Source organism: Pseudomonas fluorescens, assembly GCF_902497995.1.
Taxonomy (GTDB): domain Bacteria; phylum Pseudomonadota; class Gammaproteobacteria; order Pseudomonadales; family Pseudomonadaceae; genus Aquipseudomonas; species Aquipseudomonas fluorescens_BK.
Genome location: NZ_CABVII010000026.1, coordinates 1 through 17,765 on the forward strand (window position 1 = coordinate 1; position 17,765 = coordinate 17,765).

Consider the following 17,765-nt stretch of genomic DNA (forward strand, 5'->3'; position numbering starts at 1 on the left):
TCGCGGAGTAACTTGTGATGCTGATAATCTTGTTGACTATCAGTCTGACTCCACAAGCACCCACACGAATTGCTTGATTCAGTTGTTAAAGAGCGGTTGGTTAAGATCTTTCGTCTCAACCGAGGCGTGCATTCTACGCTTTCCTCTGCTGCTGTCAAGCGGTTATTTTCAGAAGTTTTCAAAGTTTCCTTTGTAACTTCAACCACTTGGCGCTTCCGATCTCTCGTCAGCGGGAGGCGAATTCTACAGCATTAGTCGCTGCTGTCAACACCTCTTTTACCCCGCTTTCGACCGAGAAGATCGAACCGTTAAAAGAGCCAAACAACACCGCTCTTTCAACTCCTTCTGGGCTTCGATGAACTGAAGCAACTCGCCGCCGAAAACTTCGTAACTCTTTGTTTACCAAGGAGTTTTCCGTTTCGACTGCGCCGGAAGTGGGGCGAATTATAGGCTTCCAGAATCTGCCGTCAAGCCCTAATGCCGCATTATTCGGATTTAAGCGTAATACGCGCAAATGCCTTCTTTCCGGCCTGGCAAACATGCGTCGCACCCAGTGCATATATAAAGGTGCGATCGACCACCTCACCATCTATACGCACACCACCAGAACCTAGCAGATCACGCGCCACGGCAGAGTTCTTCACCAGGCCTGCCTTATTAAGGACGGCAGCGATCGGCATATCTTCGGTCGCCGTCAATTCGATCTCCGGCAGATCATCCGGCAGCTCGCCTTCCTTCATACGGTTGCCCGCCCCACGATGAGCATTGGCCGCAGCCTCCTCGCCATGGAAACGCGCAACAATTTCTTCAGCCAGCTTGATCTTGATGTCTCGCGGATTGGCACCCGCCTCGACATCCGCGCGCAATGCGTTGATCTCATCCATGGAGCGGAAGCTGAGCAATTCGAAGTAACGCCACATCAGCACATCAGGGATGGAGACCAGCTTGCTGTACATGACGCCCGGCGCTTCCTGAATACCGACGTAGTTGCCCAAGGACTTGGACATCTTCTTCACGCCATCCAGACCTTCGAGCAACGGCATGGTCAGAATGCACTGAGGCTCCTGGCCATAACCACGCTGCAGCTCACGCCCCATCAGCAAGTTGAACTTCTGGTCGGTCCCGCCAAGCTCGACGTCCGCGCGCAATGCGACAGAGTCGTACCCCTGAACCAGCGGATAGAGGAACTCATGAATGGCAATCGGTTGATTGGTGGTATAGCGCTTGTCGAAGTCGTCGCGCTCGAGCATGCGCGCAACGGTGTACTGCGAAGTCAGGCGAATGAAGTCAGCCGGCGACATCTGATCCATCCAGGTGGAGTTGAACGCCACCTCGGTCTTGGCCGGATCAAGGATCTTGAACACCTGCGTCTTGTAGGTCTCGGCATTTTCGAGAACCTGCTCGCGGGTGAGCGGAGGACGCGTCGCGCTCTTGCCGCTCGGATCACCGATCATCCCGGTGAAGTCACCAATAAGGAAGATCACCTGGTGACCCAGGTCCTGGAACTGACGCAGCTTATTAATAAGCACGGTATGGCCCAGGTGCAAATCCGGCGCGGTCGGATCGAAGCCCGCCTTAATACGCAGCGGCTGGCCACGCTTGAGCTTTTCGACCAGCTCGGCCTCGACCAACAGTTCTTCCGCACCACGTTTGATCAGCGCTAGCTGCTCTTCAACCGACTTCATAACAGACCCGCAAGGCTCGAATTCAAAGGGGACCAACCATACAAGATCGCGCGTCAAATACAAAGTTTTGCCCGGCGCACGGACGCCAATCCACCGACAGAGCGTCCGCGGACTTGCTTCAGAGATGATTTGGTTATATTTTATACAGTTATTTCATCTTCATCATGTCATTCATCTTTTCCAATTCATCTTTTTCAAAGTCAACCCTTACCTATGACCAAAAAACCGTCTAAAGCGCCGCCGCTTTACCCGAAGACCCACCTGCTCGCTGCGAGTGGCATCGCCGCGCTCCTGAGCCTGGCGCTTCTGGTATTCCCTTCCAGCGATGTTGAAGCCAAAAGAACGACCCTGAGTCTTGAACTGGAAAGCCCTGCCGAACAACTGACACAAGACCAAGACGCTGCCGAAGCCGTCCAGGCCACAAACGAGCCGCAAGCGTCTCCTTTCGCGCAGATCGAAAACAGCGCCGAAGATACCGCGCAAACCGCTCAGGCTGCGTCGGAACCTGCACCCGCGCCTGCACCAGCACCAGCACCTGCGCCAGTCATCGAAGAAAAGAAGGCTCCCAGCCACAGGGAAGTAGTCGTCGCCAAGGGCGACACGCTCTCCACTCTGTTTGAGAAAGTCGGCCTCCCTGCCACTTCGGTGCATGAAGTGCTGGCCAGTGGCAAACAAGCCAAGCTGTTCGGCCAACTCAAGCGCGGCCAGAAGCTCGAGTTCGAACTCAACCCGCAAGGCCAACTGGTAAACCTGCACAGCAAGGTCAGCGATCTTGAAACCATCAGCCTGACCAGGAATGACAAGGGTTATGCCTTCAACCGCATTACCGCCAAACCGACCGTACGCTCTGCCTACGTTCACGGCGTGATCAACAGTTCGCTATCGCAGTCTGCCGCTCGCGCCGGTCTGTCCCATAGAATGACCATGGACATGGCCAGTGTGTTTGGCTATGACGTCGACTTTGCCCAGGACATTCGCCCGGGTGACCAGTTCGACGTGATCTACGAGCAGAAAGTCGTCAATGGAAAAGCAGTCGGCACTGGCCCGATCCTTTCCGCGCGCTTCATCAACCGCGGCAAGACCTACACCGCCGTGCGTTACACCAACAAACAAGGCAACAGCAGCTACTACACCGCTGATGGCAACAGCATGCGCAAGGCGTTCATCCGCACCCCGGTGGATTTCGCCCGCATCAGCTCGAAATTCTCCATGGGCCGCAAGCACCCGATCCTGAACAAGATCCGCGCGCATAAAGGTGTCGACTACGCCGCGCCACGTGGCACGCCGATCAAGGCTGCCGGCGACGGCAAGGTACTGTTGGCCGGTCGCCGCGGCGGCTACGGCAATACCGTGATCATCCAGCACGGCAATACCTACCGCACGCTTTACGGCCACATGCAAGGTTTCGCCAAGGGCGTCAAGACTGGCGGCAGCGTCAAGCAGGGCCAGGTGATTGGTTATATCGGTACCACGGGGCTTTCCACCGGCCCGCACCTGCACTATGAGTTCCAGGTCAATGGCGTGCACGTTGACCCGCTGGGCCAGAAGGTGGCGATGGCCGATCCGATCTCCAAGGCCGAACGCGCGCGCTTCCTCGCGCAGAGCCAGCCATTGATGGCGCGCATGGATCAAGAGAAAGCCACCCTGCTGGCTTCGAAGCGCTAAGTCATGACGCTCTATATAGGTGTGATGTCCGGGACCAGCCTTGATGGACTGGACGTTGCGCTGATCGAGCAAACCTCGACGATCAGGCTGATCGCCACGCATTACATCCCGATGCCTGACTCCCTGCGCACCGAGCTGCTTGGCTTGTGCGCCAGTGGCCCGGACGAGATCGCCCGCTCCGCCATCGCCCAGCAGAACTGGGTGAAGCTGGCCGCGCAGGGCATTCACGCCCTCCTTGATCAACAACACCTGAAACCTGCAGACATTCGCGCGATTGGCAGCCACGGCCAGACCATTCGCCATGAACCGTCGCGCGGGTTTACGGTGCAGATCGGCAACCCTGCCCTGCTGACCGAGCTGACCGGCATCACCGTCGTCAGCGACTTCCGCAGTCGCGACGTCGCGGCTGGCGGGCAAGGCGCCCCCTTGGTTCCGGCCTTTCACGAAGCTTTGTTTGAAGAACAGGCAGGTAACCGCGCGGTGTTGAACGTCGGCGGCTTCAGCAATCTGAGCCTGATCGAACCTGGCAAACCTGTAGCCGGTTTCGACTGTGGTCCCGGGAATGTGCTGCTGGATGCCTGGATTCACCAGCAACGCGGCGACCACTTTGATCGTGACGGCCAATGGGCTGCCAGCGGCAAGGTCGAACCTGTCCTGCTGAAGGCCTTGCTCAGCGATCCGTTTTTTGTGACCCAAGGCCCGAAAAGCACCGGTCGCGAAGTATTCAACCTGCCGTGGCTGACCCGGCACTTGTCACAACTGCCCACCTTCGCCGCCGAAGACGTGCAGGCCACACTGCTCGAGCTGACCGCGCTGACTATCGTCGAGTCATTGCAAAGCGCTCAATCGGATACCCGGCAATTGCTGGTTTGCGGCGGCGGTGCACACAACGCCACATTGATGGGCCGCCTGGCCAGCCTGCTGCCCAAGGCAAACGTCAGCAGCACCGCGGCTTGCGGTGTCGATCCGGACTGGGTTGAAGCCATGGCCTTTGCCTGGCTGGCCCACTGCTGCCTGGAAGGCATTGCGGCCAATCGCCCGAGCGTCACCGGCGCCCGGGGCCTGCGCGTACTGGGCGCCATCTACCCCGCCTGACCGATCTGCGGACAGCAAAACGCCGCAGGGCCCTGAAGCCATGCGGCGCCTGGTGATGCTCTGCGCGATCAGATCGAGAACGAAGAGCCGCAGCCACACGTGGTGGAGGCGTTCGGATTCTTGATGACGAAACGCGAACCTTCCAGACCTTCCTGATAATCCACCTCGGCACCTGCCAGGTACTGGAAGCTCATCGGATCGACGACCAGACTCACACCCTCGCGCTCGACGATGGTGTCGTCATCGGCCACTTCCTCATCGAAGGTGAAACCGTACTGAAAACCTGAACAACCGCCGCCCGTAACGAATACGCGCAGCTTCAAGCGATCATTCCCCTCTTCATCGACCAGGCTCTTCACCTTGTGCGCGGCACCGTGGGTGAATTGCAAAGCCGTGGGGGTGAAGGATTCGACGCTCATGCTGACTATCTCCCGGCGTTACGCCGCCATAATGCGTGATGACGTGCATTATCCACTTCTCCCAGAAAATCGGTCAACTATTGTTACGGTATATCAATCGAACCCATCGCCCGTCCGGAATGCGAAAAGGCCCGTCAGACGGGCCTTTTTGTCGAGCGCAATGCAGATTTACGGCAGCATGCCGGCGTGGGACAGGCCCAGGCGTTCATCCAGTCCGAACAGAATGTTCAGGTTCTGCACCGCCTGACCCGACGCGCCTTTGACCAAGTTGTCGATCACCGAAAGCACGACCACCAGATCACCGTCCTGTGGACGATGCACGGCGATCCGGCAAACGTTGGCACCGCGCACGCTACGGGTTTCCGGATGACTGCCCGCCGGCATCACATCGACGAACGGCTCGTTGGCGTAACGCTTTTCAAACAGCGCCTGCAAATCCACCGAGCGATCCACGACGGTGGCGTAGAGCGTCGAGTGAATGCCACGAATCATTGGCGTCAGGTGCGGGACGAAGGTCAGACCGACGTCCTTGCCCGCTGCACGCCGCAGACCCTGGCGGATTTCCGGCAAGTGACGGTGTCCCTTGACGGCGTAGGCCTTCATGCTTTCCGAGGTTTCGGAATACAGCGAACCTACGGAGGCGCCACGGCCGGCACCGCTGACCCCGGATTTGCAGTCTGCGATCAAGCGAGTGGTATCGGCCAGACCGGCTTCGAGCAACGGCAGGAAACCCAATTGCGTGGCCGTCGGGTAGCAACCTGGTACGGCGATCAGGCGAGCCTGTTTGATCTGCTCGCGATTGACCTCCGGCAAGCCATAGACCGCCTCCTCCAGCAATTGCGGCGCACCGTGCGGCTGACCGTACCACTTGGCCCATTCATCGGCGTCTTGCAGTCGGAAGTCGGCCGACAGGTCGATGACCTTGGTCCCGGCCGCCAGCAAGTCGCCGGCCAGCGCATGGGCCACACCGTGAGGCGTGGCGAAGAACACCACGTCGCAGGCGCCCAGGGTCTTGATGTCCGGAACGCTGAACGCCAGGCCATCGTAATGACCGCGCAGGTTCGGGTACATATCAGCCACGGCCAGACCGGCCTCGGATCGGGAAGTGATCACTGCCACTTCAGCTTGCGGATGCTGCGCCAACAGACGCAGCAGTTCGACACCGGTGTAACCCGTTCCGCCGACGATACCGACCTTGACCATAAACCTGCCCTCAACGAACCCAGTGGAAAGCCGTCGATAATAGGGCCCGTATCGTCCTGCGACAACCGCCAAGGTGACGTGCGGAGCCTCAAGCCTCTACTATTCGGGCTACCGTGAACCTGGGAATAACTGAAAATGCTTTATCTGTGGCTCAAAGCGCTTCACATCGTCAGCATGGTCTGCTGGTTTGCCGGCCTGTTCTACCTGCCGCGCCTGTTTGTCTATCACGCCCAAAGCGAAGACACCGTCAGTAAGGAACGCTTCAGTATCATGGAGCGCAAGCTGTACCGCGGCATCATGGGACCGGCGATGATCGCCACGCTGATTTTCGGCATCGCGCTGATCGGCTTGAACCCCGGGATATTCAGTCAGGGTGCCTGGATTCACGCGAAGTTGACCCTGGTGGTGATCCTGATCGGCTACCACCACATGTGCGGCGCCCAGGTGAAACGTTTTGCCCGTGGCGAAAACACCCGCAGCCATGTCTTCTATCGCTGGTTCAATGAAGTGCCGGTGCTGATATTGCTGGCTATCGTAATTCTGGTCGTCGTTCGGCCCTTCTGATTCAGGCACAACTCACCGGGGTACTTCCAATGTCGCTGCCCGCTTTGCTCGAACAACGTTTGCGCCTGCCCGTGGTGGCAGCGCCGATGTTCCTGATATCCAACCCGCAACTGGTGCTTGCTTGCTGCCGAAATGGTGTGGTGGGCAGCTTTCCCGCGCTGAATCAACGCGAGAGCAGTGGCTTCAAGGCCTGGCTGGAAGAAATCGAAGCAGGGCTGGCGACACTGGACAACCCTGCGCCTTATGCGGTGAATCTGATCGTCCACAACAGTAACCCGCGCCTGCAAGCGGACCTGGAGATCTGCATCGAGCACAAAGTGCCGATCGTGATTACCAGCCTTGGTGCCGTGAAGGAACTGGTCGATGCCGTCCACGGCTATGGCGGCCTGGTGTTCCACGACGTGACGACCCGTCGTCATGCCGAGAAAGCGGCCGAGGCCGGTGTAGACGGCTTGATCGCCGTGGCTGCGGGTGCCGGTGGACACGCCGGCACCTGGAGCCCGTTTTCGCTGATTGCCGAGATCCGCCAGTTCTTCGACAGAACCTTGCTGCTGGCCGGTTGCCTGAACCACGGTCACGAGATTCTTGCCGCGCAATTGCTCGGCGCGGACCTGGCCTACTTCGGTACGCGATTCATCGGCACTACCGAAAGTCATGCACCTGACGCCTACAAGCAGATGTTGCTGACTTCCAGAGCCGCGGACATCGTCCATACGCCAGCAGTGTCGGGCGTACCGGCGAGCTTCATGCGTCAAAGCCTGGAGGCCGCCGGTTTCGACATGACGGCATTGCAAGGCAAGGGTGAGGTCAACTTCGGCTCCAAGCTCAAGCCGTTGAGCGATGAAGCCAAAGCCTGGAAAACCGTATGGTCCGCGGGTCAGGGCGTCGGCGAAATCGATGACCTGCCGAGCGTCGATCAATTGGTTGCACGTCTGGACGATGAATACCGCAAGGCCCTGGAACGTGCGGCACAGCTGCGTGAGCGCTGGCCGCGCTGACAGGACGGCCAGTCGCTCTCGGCTGGCCTTACACTTCGGTCGCGCAACACTCCGTTCAAATTTTTCGCGACAAGGATGCCTCGCAATGAGCGAAAACACAGACCCCTACGCACCGCCGCGCGCAGCTGTCGGCGAAGCGCTGCCGAAGTTCGCCTCGCTCAAGGCGTTCAGTTTCGAAGGCCGTATCGGTCGCTTGCGCTATCTGGCCTGGACGATGGTCCTGATGCTGGTGACGCTTGGCATCGGCGCCATGCTGGGGGTTTTCGGCCTCGCCCTGATCAGCACGGACTCCAGCGCCGGCCTGATTCTCGGGGGCCTGTTGGCCTTTACTCTCATCGTGGTGCTCGGGTTCGTCAGCATCCAGTTCAGCGTCCAGCGTCTGCATGATATCGGCTGGTCCGGCTGGCTCTGGCTGCTGACGCTCGTGCCGTTCGTGGGCAGCTTCTTTCCGTTCGTGATAATGATTATGCCGGGCAACAACACCGCCAATCGATACGGTGCGCCACCACCGCCCAACAGCACAGCGGTCAAAGTCCTGTCTGCGCTATGGCTGGTGATTGTCGCTATCCTGTTGATCGGCGGGCTGACCGGGGGACTCACTGCGATCCATAGCGAATACGAAAGCGCCGCCGAGAGCCGCTACGAAAGTGACTCGGTCACCACCGAAGAGATCGAAGATCAAACCGCTGTGGAAGCAGAGCCTGCGCCAAATTCAGCTGCCGATGCAGCCGAAGAAGCCCGGCCCCCTGTAGACTCTGCGAAAGAATGGACAGCGCTTCCCGCCCGTGACACCTGCGTCGCCGGCGCGGAGCTGTTGCGATGGAGAACTGCATGACCCGTTACGCTCTGATCACTGGCGCTTCCAGCGGCATCGGCCTGGCGATGGCCGAAGCGCTGGCCCGGCGCGGCCGCAGCCTGATTTTGGTGGCCCGACAGCGTGATCAGCTGGAAAGCATTGCGATTGAACTGACTCAACGTTTTGGCGTGGAAGTGTTATTCCGGGCCTGTGACCTGGGCGAACCGTTGCGTCTGTCCGGGTTTCTGCTGGAACTGGAGGAAGGTGATCGTCAGATCGATCTGTTGGTCAACTGCGCCGGCATGGGTACCTGTGGTCCTTTCCTCGCCCAGGACTGGATGACCGAGCAGGATCTGATCGAAGTGAACATCCTCGCCCTCACCCGCCTGTGTCATGCCGTCGGCAACAGCATGGCCTTGCAGGGTGGCGGGCAGATTCTGAACGTCGCCTCGGTCGCAGCATTCCAGCCGGGCCCGTGGATGAGCACTTATTACGCCAGCAAAGCCTATGTACTGCACTTTTCCGAAGGGTTGCGCGTCGAGTTGAAGAAGTGTGCGATCAAGGTTTCGGTGCTCTGTCCTGGCCCGACTCGCACAGCATTTTTCCGCACCGCGCAACTGAACGCCGACAAACTGGCCGACAGCAAACTGCTGATGAGCCCCGAGGAAGTTGCGCTCTACACGGTGCGCGCCCTGGAGAAAAATCGCGCCATCATCATTCCCGGCCGACGCAACCGCTGGCACGCCTTCCTGCCGCGCCTTGGTTCACGCTGGCTGACCCGGACAATCGCCGGCATGGTCAACAAGGCCTACTGCCCGCGCTGAATGGTCCTACGGTAAAACACTGGGCTGGTGCATCTCCCATGAGTACACTCAGGCCAGTCCAGACGACGGAGAAACAACTATGGATGTTTTCTGCAAGATTATTAACGGGGAGATCCCGGCGAAGATCATTTACGAGGACGACCAGATACTGGCCTTCCACGACAACGCCCCACAGGCACCCGTGCATTTTCTGGTGATCCCGAAAAAACATGTGAGCACCCTTAACGACCTCTCCGAAGACGACAAGGCATTGGCCGGGCACATTCTGTTCACGGCCCAGCGTTTGGCATTGGAACTGGGCTGCGAAGAAGGTTTCCGCGTGGTCATGAACTGCAATCCACTGGGTGGGCAGACGGTCTATCACATTCATATGCATGTACTGGGTCAGCGCCAGATGCATTGGCCGCCGGGCTGATCCGCCCCCCCGTAAGAGCGAGGCTTGCCCGCGAACGGGAACGCCGCGATCTATCTGACATACCGAGGTGCGTTGTTCGCGGGCAAGTCGGATCGCCGCACCGCTCGCTCCTACAGGTCGCGGTGCCATCCACATGACCCAGCACAAACCTTCACCGGCCGATTGGGTTAAACTGCCCGCCGAGATTCCTTCCGGAGGTCAGCATGACTACCCAACGTCACTACTCGCCGATTGACCGTCTTCTGCTGCAAGCCGATGCCGCGATGCGTACCCTGCTGCCCTCCAGCGGCCAACCGTACCGTCCGTCGCCCGCCATCGTGCAACCGGAAGCGAAAATGAGCGACGAAGACTCCCGGCACGTCGCCGGCCTGATGCGCATCAACCATACCGGCGAAGTCTGTGCCCAGGCGTTGTATCAGGGGCAAGCCCTGACCGCCAAACTGCCGCAAGTGCGGGCCGCCATGGAACACGCCGCCGAAGAAGAAATCGACCACCTGGTCTGGTGCGAGCAACGCATCCATCAGTTGGGTAGCCACACCAGCATTCTCAATCCACTGTTTTACGGCATGTCGTTCGGGATTGGCGCGGTGGCCGGGTTGATCAGCGACAAAGTCAGCCTGGGTTTCGTTGCGGCTACCGAGCATCAAGTCTGCAAGCACTTGAATGAACACCTGGAGCAGCTGCCGGCCGAGGACGAAAAGTCCCGGGCAATTCTGGAGCAGATGCGCCTCGATGAAGAGAAGCATGCCGAAAGCGCACTGGATGCTGGTGGCTTCCGTTTTCCGGCGCCGGTGAAGTTCGGCATGAGCCTGATGGCCAAGGTGATGACCAAAAGCACTTACCGGATCTGACAGCGACGTCATTCTGAAGGGCCTCATCGCGAGCAGTTCGGATCACCGCACCGTCGCTCCCGCAATGGCTCTGCGCCAGCTATAAAAAAGGCGACTACCTTGAGGAAGTCGCCTTTTTTTGTCCCGGAATCTCAACTCAATTCAACCGAGCTCGATGATCTCGTAGTCGTGGGTGATCGCAACACCTGCCGCGCCGAGCATGATCGACGCGGAACAATATTTCTCCGCAGACAGCTCGATGGCGCGTTTGACCTGGGCTTCTTTCAACCCACGACCCTTGACCACAAAGTGCATGTGGATCTTGGTGAACACTTTCGGGTCCTCCGTCGCGCGTTCCGCTTCAAGAAAAGCTTCGCAGCTTTCGACGGCCTGGCGGGACTTCTTGAGGATGCTGACCACGTCAAAATTACTGCAACCGCCAACACCCAGCAGGAGCATTTCCATCGGCCGGACACCCAGGTTGCGACCGCCGGCATCGGGCGGACCGTCCATGACCACGACATGACCGCTGCCGGATTCGCCGAGGAACATGGCTTCGCCAGCCCATTGGATGCGTGCCTTCATCGCCAAGACTCCACTGTATAAAAAAGGGTCGCCAGCTTAGCACGGGCCCTTGATTGACAGCGCTCACTTCCTGGGCCATAACCACTCGCGCCATAGGCAAATGCTCGAATATTGCAAGAAGTGTCTGTTAAGCTGGCGCCAATTAGCTAGCGCATAGCCAGCCTCGTTGCGAACAACAAAGTTCGCCAGCCCCTACAAAAACACCAAACACACCGTGCAGTCTTTCCGGGATACAACATGGTTGCTATTGCGCCCACGCTTAAAATCAAAAACCTCGACAAACTGTTGATGCATTGCCAGCGCCGTCGCTATCAGGCCAAGACCCATATCATTTGCGCCGGGGACCGATCGGACACATTGTTTTTCATCATCAAAGGCTCAGTCACTATCCTGATCGAAGACGACGATGGTCGCGAAATGATCATCGCCTACCTGAACTCCGGGGACTTCTTCGGTGAGCTGGGTCTGTTTGAACAGGCCGGCCTGGAACAGGAACGCAGCGCCTGGGTGCGCGCCAAGATCGAATGTGAAGTCGCGGAAATCAGCTATGCAAAATTTCGCGAATTGTCCCTGCAGGATCCGGACATTCTTTACGCACTCAGCGGACAAATCGCACAACGTCTGCGCAACACCACCCGCAAGGTGGGTGACCTGGCATTTTTCGATGTGACCGGCCGAGTTGCACGCTGCCTGCTGGAACTGTGCAAACAACCTGACGCCATGACCCACCCCGACGGAATGCAGATCAAGGTGACCCGTCAGGAAATCGGGCGGATTGTAGGGTGTTCCCGTGAGATGGTCGGTCGCGTGCTCAAGGATCTGGAAGAGCGCAACCTGGTGGACGTCAAAGGTAAGACCATGGTGGTCTTCGGTACGCGCTAAGCTCGAACACCAGAGCTCGACAACTCAAACCCCGAGCATTTCTGCCAGCAATTGGCGATAAAGCGCGTCGAGCCGCCCCAGTGCATCAGGCGCGGCGAATTTTTCATGCAGAGCGATGTGGCTTTCGGCACGAACCCGCTGTTCAAGACCACAGGCTTCATTGAAGCGGTTGACCGCTGCGACCATCGAGTCGCGCTCGTTATCCAGTAACAATGCACCGTGTACCAACCCTACCGGACGCGAACCGCCTTTGCTCTGGCGCCAGCGCTGAGCGGTGCCGACCATCTTGCGACCATCGAGGTTAACGTTGAAGCGGCCATCGCAGAACGCGCCTTCGACTTCACCCAGGGATGAAACACCGCCCAGCTCATCGAGTAGCTGACAGATCGGGTCGCAGAGTCGTCGGTAGGCGGTTTCGATCCGATTCTGATCGCCCTCGCTACGCGGTGGTGCGTAGACCAGCGCGATGTTGATCGTCGATGCCGATTGCGGCACCGGCTCACCGCCGGTTTCACGCAGCAGCACCGGCCAGCCGGCTGCCGCAGACACCTCGCACGCGGCCTCGAACCCAGGCAAGCGATTCAACCGTCGCGGCATGACCAGCGCCTTGTCGCTTGGCTGCCAGAACAGCAGGCCGCACTCTGAATCGCCGGTGCAGACGGAGGCCAGCAGGTCCTGTTCAGCCAGGAGGCCGGCTTCGACGGTCAGTGAAGTGGGTGAGGTCATAAGGGATCCGCAGGACATGAAGTCTATGGTGCTTCCGATGCCGCCTTCGCGAGCAAGCTCGCTCCCACATTTGATCGGGTCTGAGCACATACTTTGAGTAATGCATCAGATCCTGTGGGAGCGACGGTGCGACGATTCGACCTGCTCGCGAAGCGGGGTTTAGTCGAGCGTCGAACCGCTGACGGGAACGCCGCGCTCAGGGAAAAACAGACGCTGCAACTCGGTACCCGGATTTTCGGCGCGCATGAACGCCTCACCGACCAGGAACGCATACACGTCGCTGATTTCCATCAGTTCGACATCGGCTCGATTGAGAATGCCGCTCTCGGTAATCACCAATCGATCACGCGGGATACGCGGCAACAGATCAAGCGTGGTCTCCAGATTGACGTCGAAGGTGTGCAGGTTGCGGTTGTTGACGCCGACCAGCGGAGTGTCGAGTGTTTTCAACGCCCGTTCCAGCTCATCGCCATCGTGGACTTCCACCAACACATCAAGACCGACGCTTTTGGCCACGGCCGCCAGCTCGGCCATTTTCACATCATCCAAAGCGGAGACGATCAACAGCACGCAGTCGGCGCCCAGGGCACGGGCTTCGACGATCTGGTAGGGATCGATCATGAAGTCCTTGCGGATCACCGGCAGTTTGCACGCCGCACGCGCCTGCTGCAGATAGGCATCGGCACCTTGGAAATAATCGATATCGGTGAGCACCGAGAGGCAGGTCGCCCCGCCCCTCTCGTAGCTGCTGGCGATGTCGGCGGGAATGAAGTTCTCGCGGATCACGCCTTTGCTCGGCGAGGCTTTCTTGATTTCAGCAATGACTGCAGGCTGCTTGAGCTTGGCCTGATCGATCAATGCCTTGGCAAAACCGCGTGGTGCATCGGCCACCTTGGCCAGACTTTCCAGCTCGGCGAGACTCACACGAGCACTGCGCTCGGCGACTTCTTCGACTTTGCGAGCCAGAATTTTTTCCAGAACCGTCGGCACACTCATCCCTCATTCTCCACCTTGAATACCGCGGTAAACGCACCCAACTCCTCAAGTTTTTCCCGAGCGAGACCGGTGTGCAGCGCATCGTGCGCCAGGGCAACGCCCTCTTTTAAAGTGCTGGCCAGGTCGGCGGCATACAACGCGGCACCGGCATTGAGCACGATCATCTCGGCGGCTTTCTGACCGTTTTCGGTCTTGCGCTTGCCCAAGGCATCGCGAATCAGTTCAAGTGACTGGGCCGGACTTTCAACCACCAGGCCATACAAGCTCTGGCTCTTTATACCGAGGTCTTCCGGCTGCACCCAGTATTCTGTTATTTCGTCGTTTTTCAGATCAGCCACATAGGTGGGTGCCGCCAGGCTGAACTCGTCCAGACCGTCCTGGGAATGCACCACCAGCACATGCTTGCTGCCCAGACGCTGCAAAACCTCGGCCAATGGCCGGCACAACGCCTGATTGAACACACCCACCACCTGATGTTTCACGCCGGCCGGATTCGTCAGCGGGCCGAGCATGTTGAACAAGGTCCGCAGGCCCAGCTCCCGGCGCGGGCCGGCGGCGTACTTCATGGCACTGTGATGGGTCTGGGCAAACATGAAACCGATGCCGACGTTATCGATGCAGCGTGCCACTTGCACCGGCGTCAGGTTCAGGTAGATCCCTGCGGCTTCCAACAGGTCGGCACTGCCGCTTTTGCCCGAGACCGCACGGTTACCGTGCTTGGCGACTGTGCAACCGGCTGCTGCGACGACAAACGAAGAAGCGGTGGAAACGTTGAAGATGTTCGCACCGTCACCGCCGGTGCCGACGACATCGACGACGCCGTCGAGGGTCTTGAGTTCGACTTTGTCCGCCAGCTCGCGCATGACCGACACCGCCCCCACGATCTCATCGATGCTCTCGCTCTTCATGCGCATGGCCATCATGAACGCGCCAATCTGTGCGTCGGTGCACTGCCCGGTCATGATTTCGCGCATCACATCGCGCATTTCGTCGGTGCTGAGGTCGAGCTGGTCGACGATACGGCTCAGGGCTGTCTTGATATTCATTAAAAGTCCTTAGCGCGTGCCGCCGGTTTGTTTGAGGAAGTTGGCGAGCAGCTCGTGACCCTGTTCGGTCAGGATAGACTCAGGGTGGAACTGCACGCCTTCGATGTTCAATGTCTTATGGCGCAGGCCCATGATCTCGTCCACCGAGCCGTCTTCAAGCTGGGTCCAGGCAGTCAGCTCCAGGCAGTCCGGCAGGGTTTCGCGCTTGACGATCAGCGAGTGATAGCGGGTGACCGTCAGCGGATGATTCAAGCCTTCGAAAACGCCCTTGTCCTCGTGGAACACCGGACTGGTCTTGCCGTGCATGACGTGACGGGCGCGGACCACGTCGCCGCCAAAGGCCTGGCCAATAGACTGGTGGCCCAGGCAGACACCGAGAATCGGCAGTTTGCCGGCGAAATGCTTGATCGCTTCGATCGAGATACCGGCTTCAGTCGGGGTGCAAGGACCGGGGGAGACGACGATCCGCTCCGGGTTGAGGGCTTCGATCTGGGCGATGGTGAGCTCATCGTTGCGCACGACTTTGACCTGGGAGCCGAGCTCTCCAAGGTACTGCACAACGTTGTAGGTAAAAGAGTCGTAGTTATCGATCATCAGCAACATGGCGTTAAGAACCTCTTGAATTCACTGACTTTAATTCAGCCTTCGAAGGATTTACCCGCAGCGTCCTGCGCTTTGTCAGTCGCTGGAATCGCGCAGCAAAGCGGTTTGTCTTGCGGGTAAAGAAGGCAAAGCGGTAAAGATCCGGCCGGGCCGGCAGAAGGATTCAGGCGCGCCAACGCCAACGGGCGTGTGCCTTGATGACTTGATCCATGAGTTTGCTGACGATCAACACGGGGAAGGTCTCATTTATACGTATTGGCACAGTAACTTAGCTGGGCAGAGCGTGCAATATGGGGCGATCGAAGCGCGGTGAAACAATCGAGGGGTTCGCGCCGAATGGCAACAGGCTCTATAGTTTTTGGCACGGTCGTTCGCTCACTAAAACAATAAACAAACGGATTTGCTCATGATCAAACAGTCGTTGGCTGTACCACTTGCAGTCTGCTTGCTCGCCATGGCCTGTACCCAGGCGATTGCGGCGCCCAATCCTTACTCGAACTTCATCGTATTCGGCGACAGTCTCAGCGACGCCGGGCAGTTTACCGACACCGGCGGTCCAACCGGCGCGACCCTGCGTTTTACCAACCGCACCGGGCCGGTCTACCAAGATGGCAGCGGCGAGGCTTACTCCGCCAACTCGACACAGCTGTTGGGTGGCAGGCTCGGTTTTTCCCCGGACCAGACAGCCGCTTCGACCTCGGCCGCGCGCGCCAGCCAGGGCCTGCCTGACGGCGACAACTGGGCCGTGGGTGGTTATCGCACCGACCAGATCCTCGATTCGATTACCAATGTCTCCGCCACTGGCGAACGTACTCGTCCTGGCTATCTGGCGACCAACCATTTGCGCGCGGACCCGAATGCGCTGTATTTCCTCTCCGGTGGCGGTAACGATTTCCTCCAGGGCCTTGTGCTCAACCCGGCCCAGGCTGGCGCCGCGGCAGATCGACTGGCAGACAGCGCCCAGGTTCTGCAGACCGCCGGCGCCCGGTACATCATGGTCTGGCTGTTGCCGGACCTGGGCTTGACGCCCGCCCTCAATGGCAGTCCTGCACAGCCCGGTTTCTCGCTACTGAGCAGCCTCTTCAATCAGCGCCTGGTGACACGACTCGGGAGCATCGACGCCGAGGTCATCCCGCTTAACGTTCCATTGCTGTTGCAGGAAACCGTCGCCGACCCGGCACGATTCGGACTGGCCACTGACCAGAACCTGGTTGCAACCTGTTTCAGCGGCAATGGCTGCGTTGAAAACGCCGCCTATGGCATCAACAGCGCCACGCCGGACCCGAGCAAACTGATCTATAACGATGGCGTTCACCCGACTGAAACCGGGCAGAAGCTGATTTCCGACTACGCCTATTCCTTACTCGCTGCACCGTGGGAGCTGACACTGCTGCCGGAAATGGCCCACGCCACGCTACGTGCGCACCAGGATGAACTGCGTAGCCAATGGCAATCGGATTGGGAGAACTGGCAGGCAGTCGGCCAATGGCGCGCGATTGTCGCCGGTGGCGGCCAGCATCTGGATGTCGATAGCCAAAGCAGTAGTGCCAGTGCCGATGGCAGCGGATCCAACCTGAATATTGGCGGCAGCTATCGCCTCAATGAAGCCTGGCGGGTCGGTATGGCGGCAGGCTTTTATCGGCAGAACCTTGAAGCCGGCAGTAATGATTCGGACTACAAGCTCAACAGCTACCTGGCGACAGCCTTCGCCCAGTTCCAGCAGAATCGCTGGTGGGCCGAAGCCGCGTTGACCGGCGGCAAGCTGGACTACGACAACCTCAAGCGCAAATTCGACCTGGGTGTCGGCGAAGGGGCGGAAAAAGGTGATACCGACGGCCACCTTTGGGCCTTCAGCACTCGCCTCGGCTACGATATTGCGCAACCGGGCAGCGAATGGCACTTGTCGCCGTTCATCAGCGCCGATTACGCGAAAGTGGAAGTCGACGGCTATTCGGAAAACGGCAATCGTTCCACGGCGCTGACTTTTGATGACCAGAAACGCGACTCGAAACGGCTGGGCGCCGGTCTCCAGGGCAAATACCAGATCACCCCGCAGACTCAAGTGTTCGGCGAATACTCCTTCGAACGCGAATACGAGGATGACACTCAGAAAGTGAACATCGCCCTCAATAGCCTGCCGTCGCTGGACTTCGAGCTCGACGGTTACACACCGCAAAGTCATTTGAATCGCGTGAGCCTGGGGGTCAGCCACAAGCTGACGGCCGATTTGGCGTTGCGTGGTGGGTACACGCTCCGCAAGGCTGATGACTTTACCCAGCAAGGACTTAGCGTTGGGGTTGCGCTGGATTTCTGATTCATTAAATAGCAAGCACAAAAAACGCGGTTCCTTCACAGGCGCCGCATTTTTTATGGTGATGAGATCCTTGTGGGAGCGGCGGTGCGACGATTCGACTTGCTCGCGAAGACGGCGGC

Annotated in this window: 17 protein-coding genes and 1 pseudogene; 10 read left to right on the plus strand and 8 right to left on the minus strand. The window is 58.8% G+C overall.

What is annotated here, in order from left to right; all coding sequences use genetic code 11:
• Window positions 1-485 precede the first annotated feature (485 nt).
• Window positions 486-1,685: a tyrosine--tRNA ligase gene (gene tyrS / locus F8N80_RS25055; RefSeq protein WP_150745975.1), complete on the minus strand. Its 1,200-nt coding sequence runs from the start codon at window positions 1,683-1,685 to the stop codon at window positions 486-488.
• A 213-nt stretch (window positions 1,686-1,898) separates the two neighbouring features.
• Between tyrS and F8N80_RS25065 the strand changes: the two genes are divergently transcribed.
• Together F8N80_RS25065 and F8N80_RS25070 are read left to right on the plus strand one after the other, a co-directional pair.
• Window positions 1,899-3,350: a peptidoglycan DD-metalloendopeptidase family protein gene (locus F8N80_RS25065; protein ID WP_150784925.1), complete on the plus strand. Its 1,452-nt coding sequence runs from the start codon at window positions 1,899-1,901 to the stop codon at window positions 3,348-3,350.
• A gap of 3 nt (window positions 3,351-3,353) precedes the next feature.
• A complete protein-coding gene (locus F8N80_RS25070; protein ID WP_150784926.1) occupies window positions 3,354-4,445 on the plus strand; it encodes an anhydro-N-acetylmuramic acid kinase in 1,092 nt (363 codons plus the stop codon).
• A 68-nt stretch (window positions 4,446-4,513) separates the two neighbouring features.
• Here the strand turns inward: F8N80_RS25070 and erpA are convergent, their stop codons facing one another.
• Together erpA and argC are read right to left on the minus strand one after the other, a co-directional pair.
• The gene (gene erpA, locus F8N80_RS25075; RefSeq protein WP_007947969.1) at window positions 4,514-4,864 is read right to left on the minus strand and encodes an iron-sulfur cluster insertion protein ErpA; all 351 of its coding nucleotides are present in this window, start codon (window positions 4,862-4,864) and stop codon (window positions 4,514-4,516) included.
• A gap of 168 nt (window positions 4,865-5,032) precedes the next feature.
• Entirely contained in the window at window positions 5,033-6,067 is a 1,035-nt protein-coding gene (argC, locus tag F8N80_RS25080) for an N-acetyl-gamma-glutamyl-phosphate reductase (RefSeq protein WP_150784927.1), read from the minus strand.
• A 135-nt stretch (window positions 6,068-6,202) separates the two neighbouring features.
• Between argC and hemJ the strand changes: the two genes are divergently transcribed.
• From hemJ to coq7, 6 genes and pseudogenes are all read left to right on the plus strand, one after another.
• Window positions 6,203-6,631, plus strand: coding sequence for a protoporphyrinogen oxidase HemJ (hemJ, locus tag F8N80_RS25085; protein ID WP_150745979.1), 429 nt, complete (start codon window positions 6,203-6,205; stop codon window positions 6,629-6,631).
• A 29-nt stretch (window positions 6,632-6,660) separates the two neighbouring features.
• The gene (locus tag F8N80_RS25090) at window positions 6,661-7,629 is read left to right on the plus strand and encodes an NAD(P)H-dependent flavin oxidoreductase (RefSeq protein ID WP_150745980.1); all 969 of its coding nucleotides are present in this window, start codon (window positions 6,661-6,663) and stop codon (window positions 7,627-7,629) included.
• Window positions 7,630-7,717: 88 nt separating this feature from the next.
• Window positions 7,718-8,395, plus strand: a pseudogene (locus F8N80_RS25095) (DUF805 domain-containing protein); the annotation flags it as partial.
• Window positions 8,396-8,460: 65 nt separating this feature from the next.
• Complete coding sequence (locus F8N80_RS25100; RefSeq protein WP_150745981.1) at window positions 8,461-9,249, plus strand: SDR family NAD(P)-dependent oxidoreductase; 789 nt, start codon at window positions 8,461-8,463, stop codon at window positions 9,247-9,249.
• Between the two features lie 79 nt (window positions 9,250-9,328).
• Entirely contained in the window at window positions 9,329-9,664 is a 336-nt protein-coding gene (locus F8N80_RS25105) for a histidine triad nucleotide-binding protein (protein WP_150784928.1), read from the plus strand.
• Between the two features lie 203 nt (window positions 9,665-9,867).
• Window positions 9,868-10,515 (plus strand): 2-polyprenyl-3-methyl-6-methoxy-1,4-benzoquinone monooxygenase, encoded by a 648-nt coding sequence (gene coq7, locus F8N80_RS25110; RefSeq protein WP_150784929.1) that lies wholly within the window; start codon window positions 9,868-9,870, stop codon window positions 10,513-10,515.
• Window positions 10,516-10,656: 141 nt separating this feature from the next.
• On the opposite strand, the gene F8N80_RS25115 is transcribed toward coq7, so the two are convergent.
• Entirely contained in the window at window positions 10,657-11,079 is a 423-nt protein-coding gene (locus F8N80_RS25115) for an OsmC family protein (protein ID WP_007941657.1), read from the minus strand.
• A 237-nt stretch (window positions 11,080-11,316) separates the two neighbouring features.
• Between F8N80_RS25115 and crp the strand changes: the two genes are divergently transcribed.
• A complete protein-coding gene (gene crp, locus F8N80_RS25120) occupies window positions 11,317-11,961 on the plus strand; it encodes a cAMP-activated global transcriptional regulator CRP (RefSeq protein ID WP_150745984.1) in 645 nt (214 codons plus the stop codon).
• Between the two features lie 24 nt (window positions 11,962-11,985).
• Here crp and F8N80_RS25125 read toward each other — a convergent pair whose 3' ends face one another.
• The 4 genes from F8N80_RS25125 to F8N80_RS25140 all read right to left on the minus strand — a co-directional run bounded on the left by F8N80_RS25125 (window position 11,986) and on the right by F8N80_RS25140 (window position 15,332).
• The gene (locus tag F8N80_RS25125) at window positions 11,986-12,687 is read right to left on the minus strand and encodes a lipoate--protein ligase family protein (RefSeq protein WP_150784930.1); all 702 of its coding nucleotides are present in this window, start codon (window positions 12,685-12,687) and stop codon (window positions 11,986-11,988) included.
• A gap of 159 nt (window positions 12,688-12,846) precedes the next feature.
• Window positions 12,847-13,683 (minus strand): indole-3-glycerol phosphate synthase TrpC, encoded by an 837-nt coding sequence (gene trpC, locus F8N80_RS25130; protein ID WP_150745986.1) that lies wholly within the window; start codon window positions 13,681-13,683, stop codon window positions 12,847-12,849.
• Window positions 13,680-14,729, minus strand: coding sequence for an anthranilate phosphoribosyltransferase (gene trpD, locus F8N80_RS25135; protein ID WP_150745987.1), 1,050 nt, complete (start codon window positions 14,727-14,729; stop codon window positions 13,680-13,682). The genes trpC and trpD overlap by 4 nt, the downstream gene beginning before the upstream one ends.
• Window positions 14,730-14,738: 9 nt before the next feature.
• Window positions 14,739-15,332: an aminodeoxychorismate/anthranilate synthase component II gene (locus F8N80_RS25140; RefSeq protein ID WP_064680081.1), complete on the minus strand. Its 594-nt coding sequence runs from the start codon at window positions 15,330-15,332 to the stop codon at window positions 14,739-14,741.
• Window positions 15,333-15,738: 406 nt separating this feature from the next.
• Here F8N80_RS25140 and estP point away from each other — a divergent pair, with 406 nt between their 5' ends.
• Window positions 15,739-17,646: an esterase EstP gene (gene estP / locus F8N80_RS25145; RefSeq protein ID WP_150784931.1), complete on the plus strand. Its 1,908-nt coding sequence runs from the start codon at window positions 15,739-15,741 to the stop codon at window positions 17,644-17,646.
• Window positions 17,647-17,765 lie beyond the last annotated feature (119 nt).